This is a genomic window from Enterobacter sp. 148H3 (assembly GCF_034107425.1).
Classification (GTDB): domain Bacteria; phylum Pseudomonadota; class Gammaproteobacteria; order Enterobacterales; family Enterobacteriaceae; genus Enterobacter; species Enterobacter vonholyi.
In genome coordinates, this window is record NZ_JAWNEI010000007.1 from 25,184 (window position 1) to 41,369 (window position 16,186).

Consider the following 16,186-nt stretch of genomic DNA (forward strand, 5'->3'; position numbering starts at 1 on the left):
GATGGGCTTAAAACACCTCTTTGAAAAAATTGAGCCGCACTTTACCGAAGGGAAGCTCAAAAAGTACTACCCGTTGTATGAAGCCACGACGACTATTTTCTACACGCCGGGGCTGGTGACGAAAGGGGCGGCGCACGTTCGCGATGCCATCGACCTTAAGCGCATGATGATCCTGGTATGGTTTGCGGTCTTCCCGGCGATGTTCTGGGGCATGTACAACGTTGGCTTGCAGACCATTCCGGCGCTGCACCACATGTACGATGCCCAGCAGCTGGCGCAGGTGATCCAGTCTGACTGGCACTACCGCCTGGCGCAGTCGCTAGGGGTAAGCTTTGCTGCAGACGCGGGCTGGCTGAGCATGATGACGCTGGGCGCGGTGTTCTTCCTGCCGATTTATATCACGGTATTTATCGTGGGTGGCTTCTGGGAAGTGCTGTTCGCCATCATCCGTAAACATGAGATCAACGAAGGCTTCTTCGTGACCTCTATTCTGTTTGCCCTGATTGTCCCGCCAACCTTACCGCTCTGGCAGGCGGCGCTGGGCATCAGTTTCGGCGTGGTCATTGCTAAAGAAATTTTCGGCGGCACCGGGCGGAACTTCCTCAACCCGGCGCTGGCGGGACGTGCGTTCCTCTTCTTTGCCTATCCGGCGCAAATCTCAGGCGATCTGGTCTGGACGGCGGCAGACGGCTTTTCCGGCGCGACGCCGCTTTCACAGTGGGCCGCACACGGCGGCGAAACTCTGGTGAACAACGCGACGGGTCAGCCCGTGACCTGGTTTGATGCCTTTATTGGCAACATTCCGGGCTCCATCGGAGAAGTCTCTACGCTGATGATTTTGCTCGGCGGCGCGATCATTCTTTTTGGCCGCGTGGCCTCCTGGCGAATTGTTGCGGGCGTGATGATCGGCATGGTGCTGACCGCCACCCTGTTCAACGTTATCGGTTCGACCACCAATCCGATGTTCTCCATGCCGTGGTACTGGCATCTGGTGCTGGGTGGCTTCGCGTTCGGCATGATGTTCATGGCAACCGACCCCGTGTCTGCCTCCTTCACTGACAAAGGTAAATGGAGCTATGGCGTGCTCATTGGCGCAATGTGTGTCCTGATCCGCGTGGTCAACCCGGCGTACCCGGAAGGGATGATGTTGGCCATTCTGTTTGCCAATCTGTTTGCGCCACTCTTCGATTACCTTGTGGTGCGGGCCAACATCAAGCGGAGGAAGGCGCGTGGCTGAAGTAAAAAATAACGACAGCATCAGCAAAACGCTACTGGTGGTACTGGTGCTCTGCCTGGTCTGCTCCATTGTCGTAGCCGGCTCTGCCGTAGGGTTAAAACCCCTGCAGCAGGAGCAACGTGCGCTGGATAAACAGCGCAACATTCTGGCCGTCGCCGGGCTGATGCAGGAAGGAATGAGCGCAGACGACGTTTCTGCCGTCTTTGCTGAACGTATTTCGGCGCGTCTGGTGGATTTAAAAACGGGTGAACTGCTCGATAAAGACCCGGCAAAATTCAACCAGGCGCTGGCGCTCAAAGATCCGCAGATGAGCCTGACGCTGGAGGCATCCCAAGATCCCGCGGGGATTAAGCGTCGCAGCAACCTTGCCGAAGTTTATCTGGTTCGCGATCCCCAAAAACGCATTCAGGAAGTGGTACTTCCTATTTACGGTAATGGTCTGTGGTCAATGATGTATGCCTTTGTCGCTCTTGATACCGATGGCCGCACGGTCAAAGGCATTACGTATTACGACCAGGGCGAAACCCCGGGGCTGGGTGGTGAAGTTGAGAACCCTAACTGGCGGGCACAGTTTGTCGGCAAGAAAGTGCTCGACGATAACGGCCTGCCTGCGCTGAAGGTGATGAAAGGGGCGGCTCGTCCCGGTGACGACTACGCCGTTGACGGGCTTTCCGGCGCCACGCTCACATCAAAAGGCGTGCAGCACAGTTTTGATTTCTGGATGGGCGAGCTGGGCTTTGGTCCTTTCCTGAAAAACGTACGTGAAGGAGCGCTGAACAATGGCTGATACCGGTGAACTGAAAGAAGTCAAAAAAGTACTCATTGGCCCACTGCTCGCCAATAACCCGATCACGCTGCAGGTGCTGGGCGTCTGTTCAGCCCTGGCGGTGACGACCAAACTGGAAACGGCGGTAGTGATGACGCTGGCGGTTACGCTGGTCACGGCGTTCTCCAGCATGTTTATCTCGATGATCCGCCACCACATCCCCAACAGCGTGAGGATCATCGTCCAGATGGCGATCATCGCCTCGCTGGTGATCGTGGTCGATCAGCTGCTGCGCGCCTTTGCCTATGAAACCTCCAAACAGCTCTCGGTGTTTGTCGGGCTGATTATCACTAACTGTATCGTCATGGGGCGTGCGGAAGCCTACGCCATGAAAATGCCGCCGCTGGCGAGCTTTATGGACGGCATCGGCAACGGCCTCGGCTACGGCGTGATCCTGCTTACGGTTGGGTTTCTGCGCGAGCTGATTGGCAGCGGCAAGCTGTTTGGCATCACGGTGCTGGACACGGTGCAGAACGGCGGCTGGTATCTGCCAAACGGCCTGTTCCTGCTGGCCCCTAGCGCATTTTTCATTATCGGTTTGTTGATCTGGCTGATTCGTACGTTGAGACCAGAACAGCAGGAAAAGGAGTAACCGACGATGGCTCATTACCTGAGTTTGTTTGTGCGGGCGGTGTTTGTTGAAAACATGGCGCTCGCGTTTTTCCTGGGCATGTGTACGTTCCTTGCCGTGTCTAAAAAGGTCTCCACGGCATTTGGGCTGGGCGTGGCGGTCACCGTTGTGTTGGGACTTTCGGTTCCGATTAACAATCTGGTCTACAACTTTGTGCTGCGTGACGGCGCGCTGGTGGAAGGGGTTGATCTCAGCTTCCTGAACTTTATCACCTTTATCGGGGTGATCGCGGCGCTGGTGCAAATCCTCGAGATGATCCTCGATAAGTACTTCCCGTCGCTGTACAACGCGCTGGGGATCTTCCTCCCGCTGATCGCGGTGAACTGCGCCATCTTTGGTGGCGTCTCGTTTATGGTTCAGCGTGATTACAATTTCAGTGAATCCGTGGTGTACGGTTTTGGTTCCGGCATCGGCTGGATGCTGGCGATTGTCACCATGGCGGGGATCCGCGAGAAAATGAAATATGCCAACGTGCCTGCGGGTCTGCGTGGCTTAGGGATCACCTTTATCACCACCGGGTTGATGGCGCTGGGCTTTATGTCCTTCTCCGGTGTGCAGCTATAAGGGCTAACAGATGGAAATTATCCTTGGCGTGGTGATGTTCACGCTGATCGTACTGGTGCTGTCAGGGTTAATTCTGGTGGCGCGCGCGAAGCTGGTGAATTCCGGTGACGTGGTGATTGATATTAACGACGAGCCGCAGAATCAGATCCGCACGCCAGCGGGTGACAAACTGCTCAATACGCTCTCGGGCAATGGGATCTTTGTCTCGTCAGCCTGCGGCGGTGGCGGCTCCTGCGGGCAGTGCCGCGTGACGGTAAAAGAGGGCGGTGGCGATATTCTGCCAACCGAGCTGGCGCATATCACAAAGCGTGAAGCGAAAGAGGGCTGCCGTCTGGCCTGCCAGGTCGCGGTGCGTCAGAACATGAAGATTGAGCTGCCGGAAGAGATCTTCGGCGTCAAAAAATTGGAGTGCGAGGTTATCTCAAATGATAACAAAGCCACCTTTATTAAAGAGCTGAAGCTGCGGGTACCGGAAGGGGAAGATGTTCCGTTCCGCGCCGGAGGATACATTCAGATTGAGTGTCCTGAACATACCGTGGCGTATGCGGACTTCGACGTGCCGGATGAGTACCGCGCCGACTGGGACAAATTCAATCTCTTCCGCTTTGTATCGGAGATAAAAGAGCCGACGCTGCGCGCCTACTCGATGGCTAACTACCCGGAAGAGAAAGGCATCATCATGCTCAACGTGCGTATCGCCACGCCGCCACCGAATGTGCCGGATGCACCGCCGGGCGTGATGTCGTCATACATCTGGTCCCTGAAGCCGGGAGATAAGGTGACTATCTCCGGTCCGTTCGGGGAGTTTTTCGCGAAAGATACCGACGCGGAAATGGTCTTTATCGGAGGCGGTGCCGGTATGGCCCCGATGCGCTCGCACATTTTTGACCAGCTCAAGCGGCTCGGCAGCAAGCGTAAAATCAGCTTTTGGTACGGGGCGCGCTCGCTGCGCGAGATGTTCTACGACGACGAGTTTGAACAGCTGGCGCGTGAAAACCCGAACTTTACCTTCCACGTTGCGCTTTCCGATCCGCAGCCGGAAGATAACTGGACGGGCTATACGGGGTTCATCCACAACGTGCTGTATGAAAACTACCTCAAACAGCACCCGGCACCCGAGGACTGCGAGTTCTATATGTGTGGCCCGCCGATGATGAACGCCGCCGTGATTAAGATGCTGAAAGATCTCGGTGTCGAAGATGAGAACATCTTGCTCGACGACTTTGGAGGTTGATGATGCTGACGTTTCTGGCAACCTTTGTGGTTTTTGTGCTTGTCATCTTCGGCATGTCGTTAGGCTGGATCGTTAAGCGGAAAAGCATTCAGGGCAGCTGCGGCGGTATCTCCTCTATTGGGATGGAAAAGGTTTGCGACTGCCCGGAACCGTGCGATGCGCGGAAGAAAAGGATGGCCCGCGAACAGCAGCGCATTATTTAGTCTTGTCTGTCGGGTAAGGCGAAGCCGTCACCCGACAATTTCCACGCACGCTTCTCAACCCTCATTTGTTTACTGTATACTTATCCAGTTATAAGTGAGGGCATACTATGCGCAAAATAATCCATGTTGATATGGACTGCTTTTTTGCCGCAGTGGAGATGCGAGACAACCCGGCGCTGCGGGATATTCCCATCGCCATTGGCGGCAGCCGCGTTCAGCGTGGCGTCATCAGCACCGCCAACTATCCTGCGCGCAAATTTGGCGTGCGCAGCGCCATGCCGACGGCGATGGCCTTAAAGCTTTGTCCTCATCTCACGCTTCTGCCCGGCCGGTTTGAAGCCTATAAAGAGGCTTCCCTTCACATCCGGGAAATCTTCTCCCGCTATACCTCTCTCATAGAGCCGCTGTCGCTCGACGAAGCCTATCTGGACGTGACCGACAGCGTTCACTGCCACGGCTCCGCCACGCTGATGGCGAAGGAGATCCGCCAGACGATTTTCAACGAGCTGAATTTGACGGCGTCGGCGGGCGTCGCGCCCGTTAAATTCCTTGCCAAAATCGCCTCCGATTTAAATAAGCCCAACGGTCAGTACGTCATCACACCGGAAGAGGTGCCTGCATTTTTAAAAACGCTGCCGCTCGGCAAAATCCCCGGCGTAGGAAAAGTTTCTGCCGCAAAGCTGGAAAGCATGGGGCTACGGACCTGTGAAGACGTGCAGCAAAGCGATCTCGCCATGCTGCTCAAGCGTTTCGGGAAGTTTGGCCGCGTGCTGTGGGAGCGTAGCCAGGGAATTGACGATCGCGATGTGAACAGCGAGCGGCTCCGTAAATCCGTCGGCGTTGAGCGCACCCTCATTGAAGATATACATGACTGGTCCGAATGCGAAATGATCATCACGGAACAGCTTTATCCGGAGCTGGAACGGCGTTTAATCAAGGTGAAGCCGGACCTGCTGATTGCCCGTCAGGGTATCAAATTAAAATTCAACGACTTCCAGCAGACCACGCAGGAACACGTCTGGCCGCGACTGAATAAAGACGATCTCATCGCGACGGCAAAAAAGGCCTGGGAAGAGCGCCGGGGCGGGCGAGGGGTAAGGCTGGTGGGATTGCACGTCACGCTGCTGGATCCGCAGCTAGAGCGACAGCTGGTTCTGGGATTGTAAAAAAGCCCGGTGGCGCTACGCTTACCGGGCCTGGATTTTTCACCCTCTTCCACAGGAGGAGGGCTGGGATGAAGATGTTATTTCGCAGGGATCGCTTTCAGCAGTTCAGTCAGCAGCGTCCAGTAGTGACCGACGCTTTCGATATGAACCTGCTCATCCGGCGAGTGCGGACCGGTAATGGTTGGCCCGATGGACACCATATCCATATCCGGATACGGTTTCTTGAACAGACCACATTCCAGACCCGCGTGGATCACCTGAATGTTTGGCGTGCTGTTGAACAGACGCTGGTAAGTTTCACGCACCAGCGCCATCACCGGAGAGCTTGCATCCGGCTGCCAGCCCGGGTAGCTGCCTTTTGCAGACGTTTTCGCGCCCGCCAGCGTGCCCAGAGATTCCAGCATGCTCACCACGTACTCTTTACCGCTGTCGATCAGCGAGCGGACCAGGCAGATGATTTCCGCGCTGTCGTCGCTCATGGTCACCACGCCCACGTTCAGTGAGGTTTCCACCACGCCTTTCGCCACGTCAGAGTTGCGGATCACGCCGTTTGGCGTCGCGTTCAGCAGCTGAACAAAGGTGTCACGAGACTGCACGGTCAGCGCGGCTTTATCTGTAGAAACAGATTCCAGCACTACGGTCAGGTTCTTCTCTTTCGCCGACAGTTCGTTTTTCAGGATATCCAGGTACACGGTGGAGAGTTTTTTCAGCTCGTCCGCTTTTGCTGCTGGAACCGCTACGGTGGCGAACGCTTCGCGTGGGATCGCGTTACGCAGGGTACCGCCGTTGAAATCCACCAGACGCAGATCCAGCTCGGCCGCATGGCCTGCCAGGAAGCGTGCCAGCAGCTTGTTGGCGTTACCCAGACCCAGGTGAATATCGCCGCCGGAGTGGCCGCCTTTCAGACCTTTCAGCGTCAGCTTGAAGGTCTGGAAGCCCGCAGGTATTGCTTCGCGAGACAGCGGCAGGGTAGAGATAAAATCAATCCCGCCCGCGCATCCCATGTAGATTTCGCCTTCTTCTTCTGAGTCGGTGTTGATCAGGATATCCGCCTGCAGCCAGTTCGCCTGCAGACCGAATGCGCCGTCCATGCCCGCTTCTTCGGTCATGGTTAACAGCACTTCCAGTGGACCGTGCTCAACGCTGTCGTCGGCCAGCACCGCCAGCGCAGAGGCCATACCGATGCCGTTATCCGCGCCCAGCGTGGTGCCGCGTGCTTTCACCCAGTCGCCGTCGATGTACGGTTGAATCGGATCTTTGGTGAAGTCGTGAACGGTGTCGTTGTTCTTCTGTGGCACCATGTCCAGGTGCGCCTGCAGCACAACCGGTTTGCGGTTTTCCATGCCTGCGGTTGCAGGTTTGCGGATCAGAATATTGCCAACCTGGTCGCGTTCAGCATGCAGACCTTTTTCCTTCGCCCAGCCCATAATATGTTCGGCAAGCTGTTCTTCATGGTAGGAAGGGTGTGGAATGGAGCAGATTTTGGCAAAAATATCCCACAGCGGCTGCGGAGATAGTTGAGACAGTTCAGACACGATAAGTCTCCTTGTCGAGGCGCTGCAAACAGGGTTGCAGGTCACAGGGTTAGCAGGTTAATAGTTACCACAAGTCAGGCTTGCGAGATGAAACTGAGAATACCACTTTCTCTGCTGGCTGGTAGCATAAAGCATGTAAAAACTCAGGCAGAGGGCGCTAAACACTGGTTTTTAGTGCGTCAGATCTCTATAATCTCGCGCAACCTATTTCCCCCTCGAACACTTTTTAAGCCGTATAAAAACAGGCTGGGACACTTCACATGAGCGAAAAATACGTCGTCACCTGGGACATGTTGCAGATTCACGCACGCAAACTGGCTGCGCGTCTGATGCCTTCCGAACAGTGGAAAGGCATTATTGCCGTCAGCCGTGGCGGTCTGGTACCGGGGGCGCTGCTGGCACGTGAGCTGGGTATTCGTCATGTCGATACCGTTTGCATCTCCAGCTATGACCATGACAACCAGCGTGAGCTGACCGTGCTGAAACGTGCGGAAGGTGACGGTGAAGGCTTCATCGTTATTGATGACCTGGTGGATACCGGCGGTACTGCGGTCGCTATCCGCGAAATGTATCCTAAAGCGCACTTCGTCACTATCTTCGCTAAACCGGCTGGCCGCCCGCTGGTTGACGATTACGTGATTGATATCCCGCAGGATACCTGGATTGAACAGCCATGGGATATGGGCGTGGTCTTTGTACCGCCTATTTCAGGCCGTTAATACCAGTACGTAACTTTACACGCCCGGCTATGTCGGGCGTTGTTCTTTTTGGCCTGCCACGCGTTACAATAGTCTTCATATGACGTATTCATGGAGGCAACGCAATGACGCAGGCGAATCTCACCGAGACACTCTTCAAACCCCGTTTCAAACACCCTGAAACGTCGACGCTGGTGCGTCGCTTTAATCCGGGTACCCAGCCTGCCGTCCAGTCCGCGTTAGACGGTAAAAACGTGCCTCACTGGTATCGCATGATTAACCGCCTGATGTGGATCTGGCGCGGTATCGACCCCCGTGAAATCCTCGATGTGCAGGCACGTATCGTGATGAGTGAAGCCGAGCGTACCGACAGCGAACTCTATGATACCGTGGTGGGCTACCGTGGCGGAAACTGGATCTATGAGTGGTCTAAACAGGCGATGGTTTGGCAGCAAAAAGCCAGCCAGGAAGAGGATGCCACGCGCAGCGGCAAGCACTGGCTGCATGCGGCCAATCTCTACGCCATTGCCGCTTATCCACATCTGAAAGGTGATGAGCTGGCTGAGCAGGCACAGGCGCTGGCGAATCGCGCTTACGAAGAGGCGGCTCAACGCCTGCCAGGCCAGATGCGCGAACTCGAGTTTACCATTCCGGGTGGGTCATCCATCACCGGGTTCCTGCATATGCCTGAAGGTGAAGGTCCGTTCCCGACCGTCCTCATGTGCGGGGGGCTGGATTCGCTGCAAATCGACTATTACAGCCTGTATGAGCGCTACTTCGCACCAAAAGGGATCGCGATGCTGACGCTTGATATGCCTTCAATTGGTTTCTCATCCAAATGGAAACTGACTCAGGATTCCAGCCTGCTGCACCAGCATGCGCTAAAAGCGCTGGAAAACATTCCGTGGGTTGACCACACCCGCGTGGCGGCATTCGGCTTCCGTTTCGGCGCGAACGTCGCGGTGCGTCTGGCTTACCTTGAATCTTCTCGCCTTAAAGCCGTCGCCTGCCTCGGCCCGGTCGTACACGCCCTGCTCAGCGATCCCGCACGTCAGGGGAGCGTGCCTGAAATGTACTTAGATGTGCTGGCCAGCCGTCTTGGCATGCATGATGCATCAGACGAAGCGCTGCGCGTTGAGCTCAATCGCTACTCGTTAAAAACGCAAGGCTTGCTGGGACGTCGCTGCCCGACGCCGATGCTGTCGGGATTCTGGAAAAACGATCCGTTTAGCCCGGAAGAAGAGTCGCGCTTAATCACTTCGTCATCTGCGGATGGCAAATTGCTTGAGGTGCCGTTCAGCCCGGTCTATCAGAATTTCGACAAAGCACTGAAAGAGATTACGCGCTGGATAGCTCAGAGATTGTGTTAATAGATTGCTAAATTTCGCTGGTTTGGTAAAACAGTGGCTTCACAAAAGGAGATCGCAATGACGTTACCGAGTGGACACCCGAAAAGTAGATTGATTAAGAAGTTCATGGCTCTTGGCCCGTATATTCGAGAAGAGCAGTGTGAAAAGAATCGCTTTTTTTTCGACTGCCTGGCTGTATGCGTCAACGTGAAGCCTGCACCCGAAAAACGTGAATTCTGGGGCTGGTGGATGGAAATGGAAGCAGAGGAAAAACGCTTTACGTATAGCTACCAGTTTGGCCTGTTTAATAAAGACGGCAACTGGCAGGCGACCACTATCAAAGATCAGGAAGTCATTGACCGCCTGGAATACACCCTGAAAGAGTTTCACGACAAAGCGAGCGCACTGCTGGCGACTCTGGATCTCAAGTTCGAACCCGCAGATGACTTTTCCAGCGAAGCGGTGAAGCTGACTGCCTGATAGCGTCACAGCGCCGGGTGGCGGCTTCGCCTTACCCGGCCTACAAAATGCACTATCCCGTAGGCCCGGTAAGCGCAGCGCCACCGGGCAAAAAAAATCCCGGCTCAACTGCCGGGATTTTCTTATTCGGATAATCTTAGAACTGGTAGGTCATACCCAGTGCAACGATGTCATCGCTGCTCACGCCCAGTTTATTTTTGTCGTCAATCTGGTTGATTTTATAATCAACAAAGGCGGACATATTTTTGTTGAAGTAATAGGTCGCGCCAACGTCAATATATTTCACCAGATCTTCGTCGCCAATACCTTCGATATCTTTGCCTTTAGACTGGACATATCCCAGGGACGGGCGCAGACCGAAGTCGAACTGATATTGTGCGACCACTTCAAAGTTCTGCGCTTTATTTGCAAACCCACCGGAAATTGGCGTCATATTGCGGGTTTCTGAATACATTGCAGCCAGATAAATATCGTTCGCATCATATTTCAGACCTGTTGCCCAGGCTTCTGCTTTCTGGCCCTGGCCACGCGCCAGCAGGTTCTGAGCGTTGGTGCGGTCAGAGTTGGTGTAGGCGCCGCTGACGGCGAAATCGCTGCCGCCGAAGTCATAGGTCAGAGAGGTACCAAAACCGTCACCGTTCTGTTTCTTGGCGTCGCGGTTTTCGTTTTTGCCCTGGTACTGCAGGGTCATGTCCAGGCCGTCAACCGCACCGAAGAAGTCGGTGTTACGGTAGGTGGCAAGACCGGTCGCACGCTTGGTCATGAAGTTATCGGTCTGCGCGGAAGAGTCGCCGCCGAACTCAGGGAACATATCGGTCCATGCTTCGACGTCATACAGGGCACCCAGGTTACGACCGTAATCCAGTGAACCAAAGTTTTTCAGCTTCAGGCCCGCGAACGCCAGACGCGTCTTCTGAGTAGAGTCGCTCTCGGCTTTGTTACCTGCGAATTCAGATTCCCAACGGCCATAGCCCGTCAGCTGATCGTTAATCTGCGTTTCGCCTTTAAAACCGAAACGAACGTAAGTCTGATCGCCATCTTTGGTAGCATCATCGCTGATGTAGTGCATGGCTTTCACTTTGCCGTACACGTCCAGCTTATTACCATTTTTATTATAAACTTCAGCTGCGTGAACGGATGCAGAAGCCACTACGCCCATAACCATTAATGCCAGAGTGCTCTTTTTCATTTTCGATCCTGTCTTATAAACGCGCTAAAAAATTCGCTGGACGATAAGCTCATGCTTAAGTCCCGTGAAAAAACAGGAAGGGTTTTATCGTTCTGGAATGAAACTTTTATGACAAACTAAGAATAATTTTAAAAAACTGTGATTTATTATTTCGGTAATAAAACTGTCAAATTCTCCCGCTACGCTTCCTGATCCCGCGCAACAAAGTGTTTCGCGATGTGCTAAGGCAGTTGGCAACGGGGCTGACTCCTGTTAAAACGTTCGTTTGACATTACTTTCCCTTATCGTTGAACGGCAGAGAATCATGAGTGACAGCCAGACGCTGGTGGTAAAACTCGGTACCAGTGTTTTAACAGGCGGATCGCGCCGCCTAAATCGCGCCCACATTGTTGAGCTTGTACGTCAGTGCGCTCAGTTACATGCCGCAGGGCATCGTATTGTGATTGTGACCTCCGGGGCGATTGCCGCCGGGCGTGAGCACCTGGGTTACCCCGAACTCCCCGCGACGATCGCCTCCAAACAGCTCCTGGCCGCCGTGGGACAAAGCCGACTCATTCAACTCTGGGAACAGCTGTTCTCTATCTATGGCATTCACGTCGGGCAGATGCTGCTGACGCGTGCGGATATGGAAGACAGAGAGCGCTTCCTGAACGCCCGCGATACCCTGCGCGCGCTGCTGGACAACAATATTGTTCCGGTCATTAACGAGAACGATGCCGTTGCTACCGCTGAAATCAAAGTGGGTGATAACGATAACCTTTCGGCTCTGGCCGCCATTCTGGCCGGAGCCGATAAATTACTGTTGCTGACCGATCAGCAGGGGCTGTTCACCGCCGATCCGCGCGCTAACCCGGAAGCCGAGCTGATTACCGACGTTCACGGCATCGACGATGCGCTGCGCGCTATCGCCGGTGACAGCGTTTCAGGCCTCGGAACGGGCGGTATGGGGACCAAGCTGCAGGCCGCTGACGTGGCGTGCCGCGCCGGTATCGACACCATCATTGCCGCGGGCAGCCGCCCTGGCGTGATTGGCGACGTGATGGAAGGCATCTCCGTCGGCACCCGCTTCCACGCTCAGGAATCCCCGCTGGAAAACCGTAAGCGCTGGATATTTGGCGCGCCGCCTGCGGGCGAACTCGTCGTCGATGAAGGGGCAACCGCCGCGATTCTGGAACGAGGAAGTTCATTACTTCCTAAAGGAATTAAAAGCGTGACAGGCAACTTCTCCCGTGGTGAAGTGATCCGTATTCGTAACCTCGAAGGCCGCGACATCGCCCACGGCGTAAGCCGCTATAACAGCGATGCCCTGCGCCGCATCGCGGGTCACCATTCGCAGCAGATCGACGCCATTCTGGGCTATGAATATGGCCCGGTTGCCGTGCATCGCGATGACATGATTATTCGTTAAGGAGCCAGAACATGCTGGAACAAATGGGCGCCGCCGCGAAGGCCGCCTCTTACAAACTGGCGCTCCTTTCCAGCCGCGAGAAAAACCGCGTGCTGGAAAAAATCGCTGATTATCTCGAATCACAGTCTCAGGAGATTTTGCTCGCCAACGAGCAGGATTTACTGGAAGCGCGCCGCAACGGTCTGAGCGAAGCGATGCTCGACCGTCTGGCGTTGACCCCGGCCCGCCTGAAAGGCATCGCCGACGATGTTCGTCAGGTATGCAATCTGGCCGACCCGGTAGGGCAGGTGATTGACGGTGGGCTGCTGGACAGCGGTTTACGCCTGGAGCGCCGTCGCGTGCCGCTCGGCGTTATCGGCGTTATTTATGAAGCCCGACCAAACGTGACGGTGGATGTCGCCTCCCTGTGCCTGAAAACCGGCAACGCCGCCATTCTGCGCGGTGGGAAAGAGACCTGGCGCACCAACGCCGCGACGGTGAAAGTCATTCAGCAGGCGCTGGAAGAGTGTGGCTTACCGGCGGGTGCCGTGCAGGCAATTGAGAGCCCGGACCGCGCGCTGGTCAACGAAATGCTGCGCATGGACAAATACATCGACATGCTGATCCCACGCGGCGGCGCGGGCCTGCACAAGCTGTGCCGCGAGCAGTCGACGATTCCGGTTATCACCGGCGGTATTGGCGTGTGTCATATCGTGGTAGACGACAGCGCTGAGATTGCACCGGCGCTGAAGATTATCGTGAACGCGAAGACCCAGCGTCCAAGCACCTGTAACACCGTTGAAACGCTGCTGGTGCATCAGGACATAGCGAACACCTTCCTGCCGGCCCTCAGCAAACAGATGGCCGAGAGCGGCGTGACGCTGCATGCTGACGCCAGTGCGCTCGCGCTGCTGCAAGATGGCCCGGCTAACGTCGTTCCCGTCAACGCGGAGCAGTACGACGACGAGTTCCTGTCACTGGATCTGAACGTGAAAATCGTGAGCGATCTCGACGACGCCATTGCGCACATCCGTGAGCATGGCACGCAGCATTCTGACGCCATCCTGACGCGTACGCTGCGCAATGCCGATCGCTTCGTGAACGAAGTAGATTCTTCTGCGGTGTATGTGAATGCCTCCACCCGCTTCACCGACGGCGGTCAGTTCGGCCTCGGCGCTGAGGTGGCGGTCAGCACGCAGAAACTGCACGCGCGCGGTCCGATGGGCCTCGAAGCGCTGACCACGTACAAGTGGATCGGCTTCGGTGACGATACGATTCGTGCGTAAATAATCACGGGTGATGCAAAAGTAGCCGTTTGATTCAAAAGGGCATTGACGCATCACCCGGTTAGATCTAACCTTTTGCCCCGTGGTTACACTCGTAACCGGCCTCTCAGGGCCGATATAGCTCAGTTGGTAGAGCAGCGCATTCGTAATGCGAAGGTCGTAGGTTCGACTCCTATTATCGGCACCATCCCCTAGTTTTCTCAAGTCAACTCGCATCAACAAAATCCTTTTAAAACATAGATATTACGTTGTTTTCAGTCATTTGACGTCAACCTCTATCCATTGAAATCAACATGCCTTTGGGGGCACAATCAGGGGCATGTTCTGTTCGGTCTAGGAAATGTGCCCCCAATGATGCTGAATGCCCGAAAGGTTGAAGCCGCGAAAGGAAAAGAGAAGAGCTACAAGCTGTCTGATGGAGGTGGTCTGTATCTTCAAGTAGAACCCAATGGCTCTCGTTACTGGCGTATGAAGTACCGTTTTGCTGGCAAAGAGAAGCGTTTATCTTTTGGTGTCTATCCAACAGTTTCTTTGGCTGATGCCAGGCAAAAGCGTGAAGACGCAAAGAAATTGCTCGCAGCCGGTGAAGACCCCGGCGAAGTGAAGAAAGCCAAAAAACATGCTTTAACCGCTGCTACAGAGATACTCAATCCATTCAGAGAAGTGGCGTTAGAGTGGCACAAAATGAAGTCACCTAAATGGTCTGAGGGCTATGCTTCAGACATTATCGAGGCATTTGAGAAAGACATTTTCCCGCACATTGGCCATCGACCCATTGCTGATATTAAGCCCCTAGAGCTGCTTGAAGTTCTGAGATTAATAGAAGCCAGAGGAGCAATGGAAAAAGCGAAGAAAGTCCGTCAACGATGCGGTGAAGTATTCCGCTACGCCATCGTAACAGGTCGAGCGATCTACAATCCGGCACCGGATCTTGCCAGTGCAATGCAAGGGCATGAAGCAGTCCACTATCCATTTCTCAAAGTCAACGAGCTACTCGAGTTCTTCACTGCCCTTAACGCTTATTCAGGAAGCCCGATAGTGTTGCTGGGAGCGCATCTGCTCATCCTGACAGGTCTCAGAACCGGAGAGCTACGAGCAGCGGAATGGCGTGAGGTGGATTTTGATAACGCAGTGTGGGAAATTCCCAAAGAACGCATGAAAATGCGTAGGACTCATATTGTACCACTGTCAAAACAAGCATTAGTTCACCTCGGGCGGTTGAAAGAGCTGACAGGCAACTATCCGCTCATGTTCCCTGGACGCAACGATCCCAGTAAATTCATGAGTGAAGCCAGTATAAACCAGGTGTTTAAACGTATTGGGTATGCTGGCCGTGTAACAGGGCATGGTTTCAGGCATACGATGAGTACGATTCTGCATGAGAAAGGTTTTAATAGCGCTTGGATTGAAACCCAGCTTGCTCATTTAGACAAGAACTCTATTCGTGGAATTTATAACCATGCTCAATATATTGAAGGGCGTAGGGAAATGATGCAGTGGTATGCTGACTTTTTAGAGGGACTAAAATGAAAACTATTCCTTCTTTAGATTATTACAGAGTGAGCCGAGCAGCTAAATTAATAGGCTGTGATGTTGGTGATTTAATTCATTGGGGAGCAGTAGATAAAATCAAACTTTGTGTCATGCTGGATATGGCCAATTCAATTTTTCATAGCTCTGTGGACGTTAAAAAAATAAATAATGACTTAAGGGATTTGCCTAATCATACTGAAGAATTCAAAGAATTAACTAGGAATTCATTTATATATAATGACGACTCAATTTACACTGAGGGTATTGAATTTTTCTTTAAGGATGATTTATTTAGTTTTGACTCTGACGATGAAGACTCACTTAACATCGCTTATGGGCACGCATCGGGATTATGGGAGCTTGAGCAAAGAGTATTAATTAAAATGGAAATGAATAATTTCTATGATGATGGGCTAATAGTTTTACCTTCAGGGGAAATGAGCTTTGAGGGTTTCTTTTGTTGTTTATTGCCTGATTCACAAGGATGCAGAATTACATCAAACGATCTATGGATCACGAGAGAGCATGTTGAAAGAATTCTATCAAATGATATAGCCAATAAGATAATTCATAAGCCACATGAATCCGTAGGTATAAAATCGGTAAAACTATCTAAAGTTGTTTCAGAACGTCATGCCAAGAAAAGAGAAGTTGTGCTCGTGGCTGCTATTTTCTGTAAAGAAAAGTATCCGAATGAGTGCTCTGGGTCAATTCGCTCATGGGCTAATTGCATAGAAAAACGTGCAACCGAACTGTTATATATAAATGGTGAGCCTCCACTTTCGATAGATAGAATAGAGCGAATTTTGGGTAAAGCTATTGCTGGTAAATTGATCGCGAACTAAGTCCTAGTTTACGTTGAGTAGAA

The 16,186-nt window shown here is 53.5% G+C and carries 16 protein-coding genes and 1 tRNA gene; 15 read left to right on the forward strand and 2 right to left on the reverse strand.

Going from position 1 to position 16,186, the window contains the following annotated elements; genetic code table 11:
* Position 1: 1 nt before the first annotated feature.
* From USH94_RS11815 to dinB, 7 genes are all read left to right on the forward strand, one after another.
* Positions 2-1,237, forward strand: coding sequence for an NADH:ubiquinone reductase (Na(+)-transporting) subunit B (locus USH94_RS11815; protein WP_047653269.1), 1,236 nt, complete (start codon positions 2-4; stop codon positions 1,235-1,237).
* A complete protein-coding gene (locus USH94_RS11820) occupies positions 1,230-2,024 on the forward strand; it encodes a Na(+)-translocating NADH-quinone reductase subunit C (protein ID WP_111965859.1) in 795 nt (264 codons plus the stop codon). Before USH94_RS11815 ends, USH94_RS11820 begins: the two co-directional genes overlap by 8 nt.
* Positions 2,017-2,655 (forward strand): NADH:ubiquinone reductase (Na(+)-transporting) subunit D, encoded by a 639-nt coding sequence (locus USH94_RS11825; protein ID WP_008500256.1) that lies wholly within the window; start codon positions 2,017-2,019, stop codon positions 2,653-2,655. The genes USH94_RS11820 and USH94_RS11825 overlap by 8 nt, the downstream gene beginning before the upstream one ends.
* 6 nt (positions 2,656-2,661) lie before the next feature.
* Entirely contained in the window at positions 2,662-3,258 is a 597-nt protein-coding gene (gene nqrE, locus USH94_RS11830) for an NADH:ubiquinone reductase (Na(+)-transporting) subunit E (RefSeq protein WP_023334613.1), read from the forward strand.
* 10 nt (positions 3,259-3,268) lie between these two features.
* Complete coding sequence (nqrF, locus tag USH94_RS11835; protein ID WP_111965858.1) at positions 3,269-4,492, forward strand: NADH:ubiquinone reductase (Na(+)-transporting) subunit F; 1,224 nt, start codon at positions 3,269-3,271, stop codon at positions 4,490-4,492.
* Positions 4,492-4,695, forward strand: coding sequence for a (Na+)-NQR maturation NqrM (nqrM, locus tag USH94_RS11840; RefSeq protein WP_023615899.1), 204 nt, complete (start codon positions 4,492-4,494; stop codon positions 4,693-4,695). Before nqrF ends, nqrM begins: the two co-directional genes overlap by 1 nt.
* A 107-nt stretch (positions 4,696-4,802) precedes the next feature.
* Positions 4,803-5,861 carry a DNA polymerase IV gene (gene dinB, locus USH94_RS11845; RefSeq protein WP_111965857.1) on the forward strand — a complete coding sequence of 353 codons (1,059 nt, stop codon included), beginning with the start codon at positions 4,803-4,805 and terminating at the stop codon, positions 5,859-5,861.
* Positions 5,862-5,938: 77 nt separating this feature from the next.
* Here the strand turns inward: dinB and pepD are convergent, their stop codons facing one another.
* Positions 5,939-7,396: a cytosol nonspecific dipeptidase gene (gene pepD / locus USH94_RS11850; protein ID WP_111965856.1), complete on the reverse strand. Its 1,458-nt coding sequence runs from the start codon at positions 7,394-7,396 to the stop codon at positions 5,939-5,941.
* 260 nt (positions 7,397-7,656) lie between these two features.
* Here pepD and gpt point away from each other — a divergent pair, with 260 nt between their 5' ends.
* The 3 genes from gpt to crl all read left to right on the forward strand — a co-directional run bounded on the left by gpt (position 7,657) and on the right by crl (position 9,923).
* Positions 7,657-8,115 carry a xanthine phosphoribosyltransferase gene (gene gpt / locus USH94_RS11855; protein WP_010427903.1) on the forward strand — a complete coding sequence of 153 codons (459 nt, stop codon included), beginning with the start codon at positions 7,657-7,659 and terminating at the stop codon, positions 8,113-8,115.
* Between the two features lie 104 nt (positions 8,116-8,219).
* Positions 8,220-9,464 carry an esterase FrsA gene (gene frsA / locus USH94_RS11860; RefSeq protein WP_111965855.1) on the forward strand — a complete coding sequence of 415 codons (1,245 nt, stop codon included), beginning with the start codon at positions 8,220-8,222 and terminating at the stop codon, positions 9,462-9,464.
* 57 nt (positions 9,465-9,521) lie between these two features.
* A complete protein-coding gene (gene crl, locus USH94_RS11865) occupies positions 9,522-9,923 on the forward strand; it encodes a sigma factor-binding protein Crl (protein WP_111965854.1) in 402 nt (133 codons plus the stop codon).
* 136 nt (positions 9,924-10,059) lie between these two features.
* Here the strand turns inward: crl and phoE are convergent, their stop codons facing one another.
* Positions 10,060-11,112 carry a phosphoporin PhoE gene (gene phoE / locus USH94_RS11870; protein WP_111965853.1) on the reverse strand — a complete coding sequence of 351 codons (1,053 nt, stop codon included), beginning with the start codon at positions 11,110-11,112 and terminating at the stop codon, positions 10,060-10,062.
* Between the two features lie 304 nt (positions 11,113-11,416).
* Here phoE and proB point away from each other — a divergent pair, with 304 nt between their 5' ends.
* From proB to USH94_RS11895, 5 genes are all read left to right on the forward strand, one after another.
* Positions 11,417-12,520: a glutamate 5-kinase gene (gene proB / locus USH94_RS11875; RefSeq protein ID WP_021242883.1), complete on the forward strand. Its 1,104-nt coding sequence runs from the start codon at positions 11,417-11,419 to the stop codon at positions 12,518-12,520.
* Positions 12,521-12,531: 11 nt separating this feature from the next.
* Positions 12,532-13,785 carry a glutamate-5-semialdehyde dehydrogenase gene (proA, locus tag USH94_RS11880; protein ID WP_032646979.1) on the forward strand — a complete coding sequence of 418 codons (1,254 nt, stop codon included), beginning with the start codon at positions 12,532-12,534 and terminating at the stop codon, positions 13,783-13,785.
* Positions 13,786-13,896: 111 nt separating this feature from the next.
* A tRNA-Thr gene (locus tag USH94_RS11885) sits at positions 13,897-13,972 on the forward strand.
* 164 nt (positions 13,973-14,136) lie between these two features.
* Positions 14,137-15,315, forward strand: coding sequence for a tyrosine-type recombinase/integrase (locus tag USH94_RS11890; RefSeq protein ID WP_111965852.1), 1,179 nt, complete (start codon positions 14,137-14,139; stop codon positions 15,313-15,315).
* Entirely contained in the window at positions 15,312-16,163 is an 852-nt protein-coding gene (locus tag USH94_RS11895) for a hypothetical protein (RefSeq protein ID WP_111965851.1), read from the forward strand. Before USH94_RS11890 ends, USH94_RS11895 begins: the two co-directional genes overlap by 4 nt.
* The last annotated feature ends 23 nt before the right edge of the window (positions 16,164-16,186 follow it).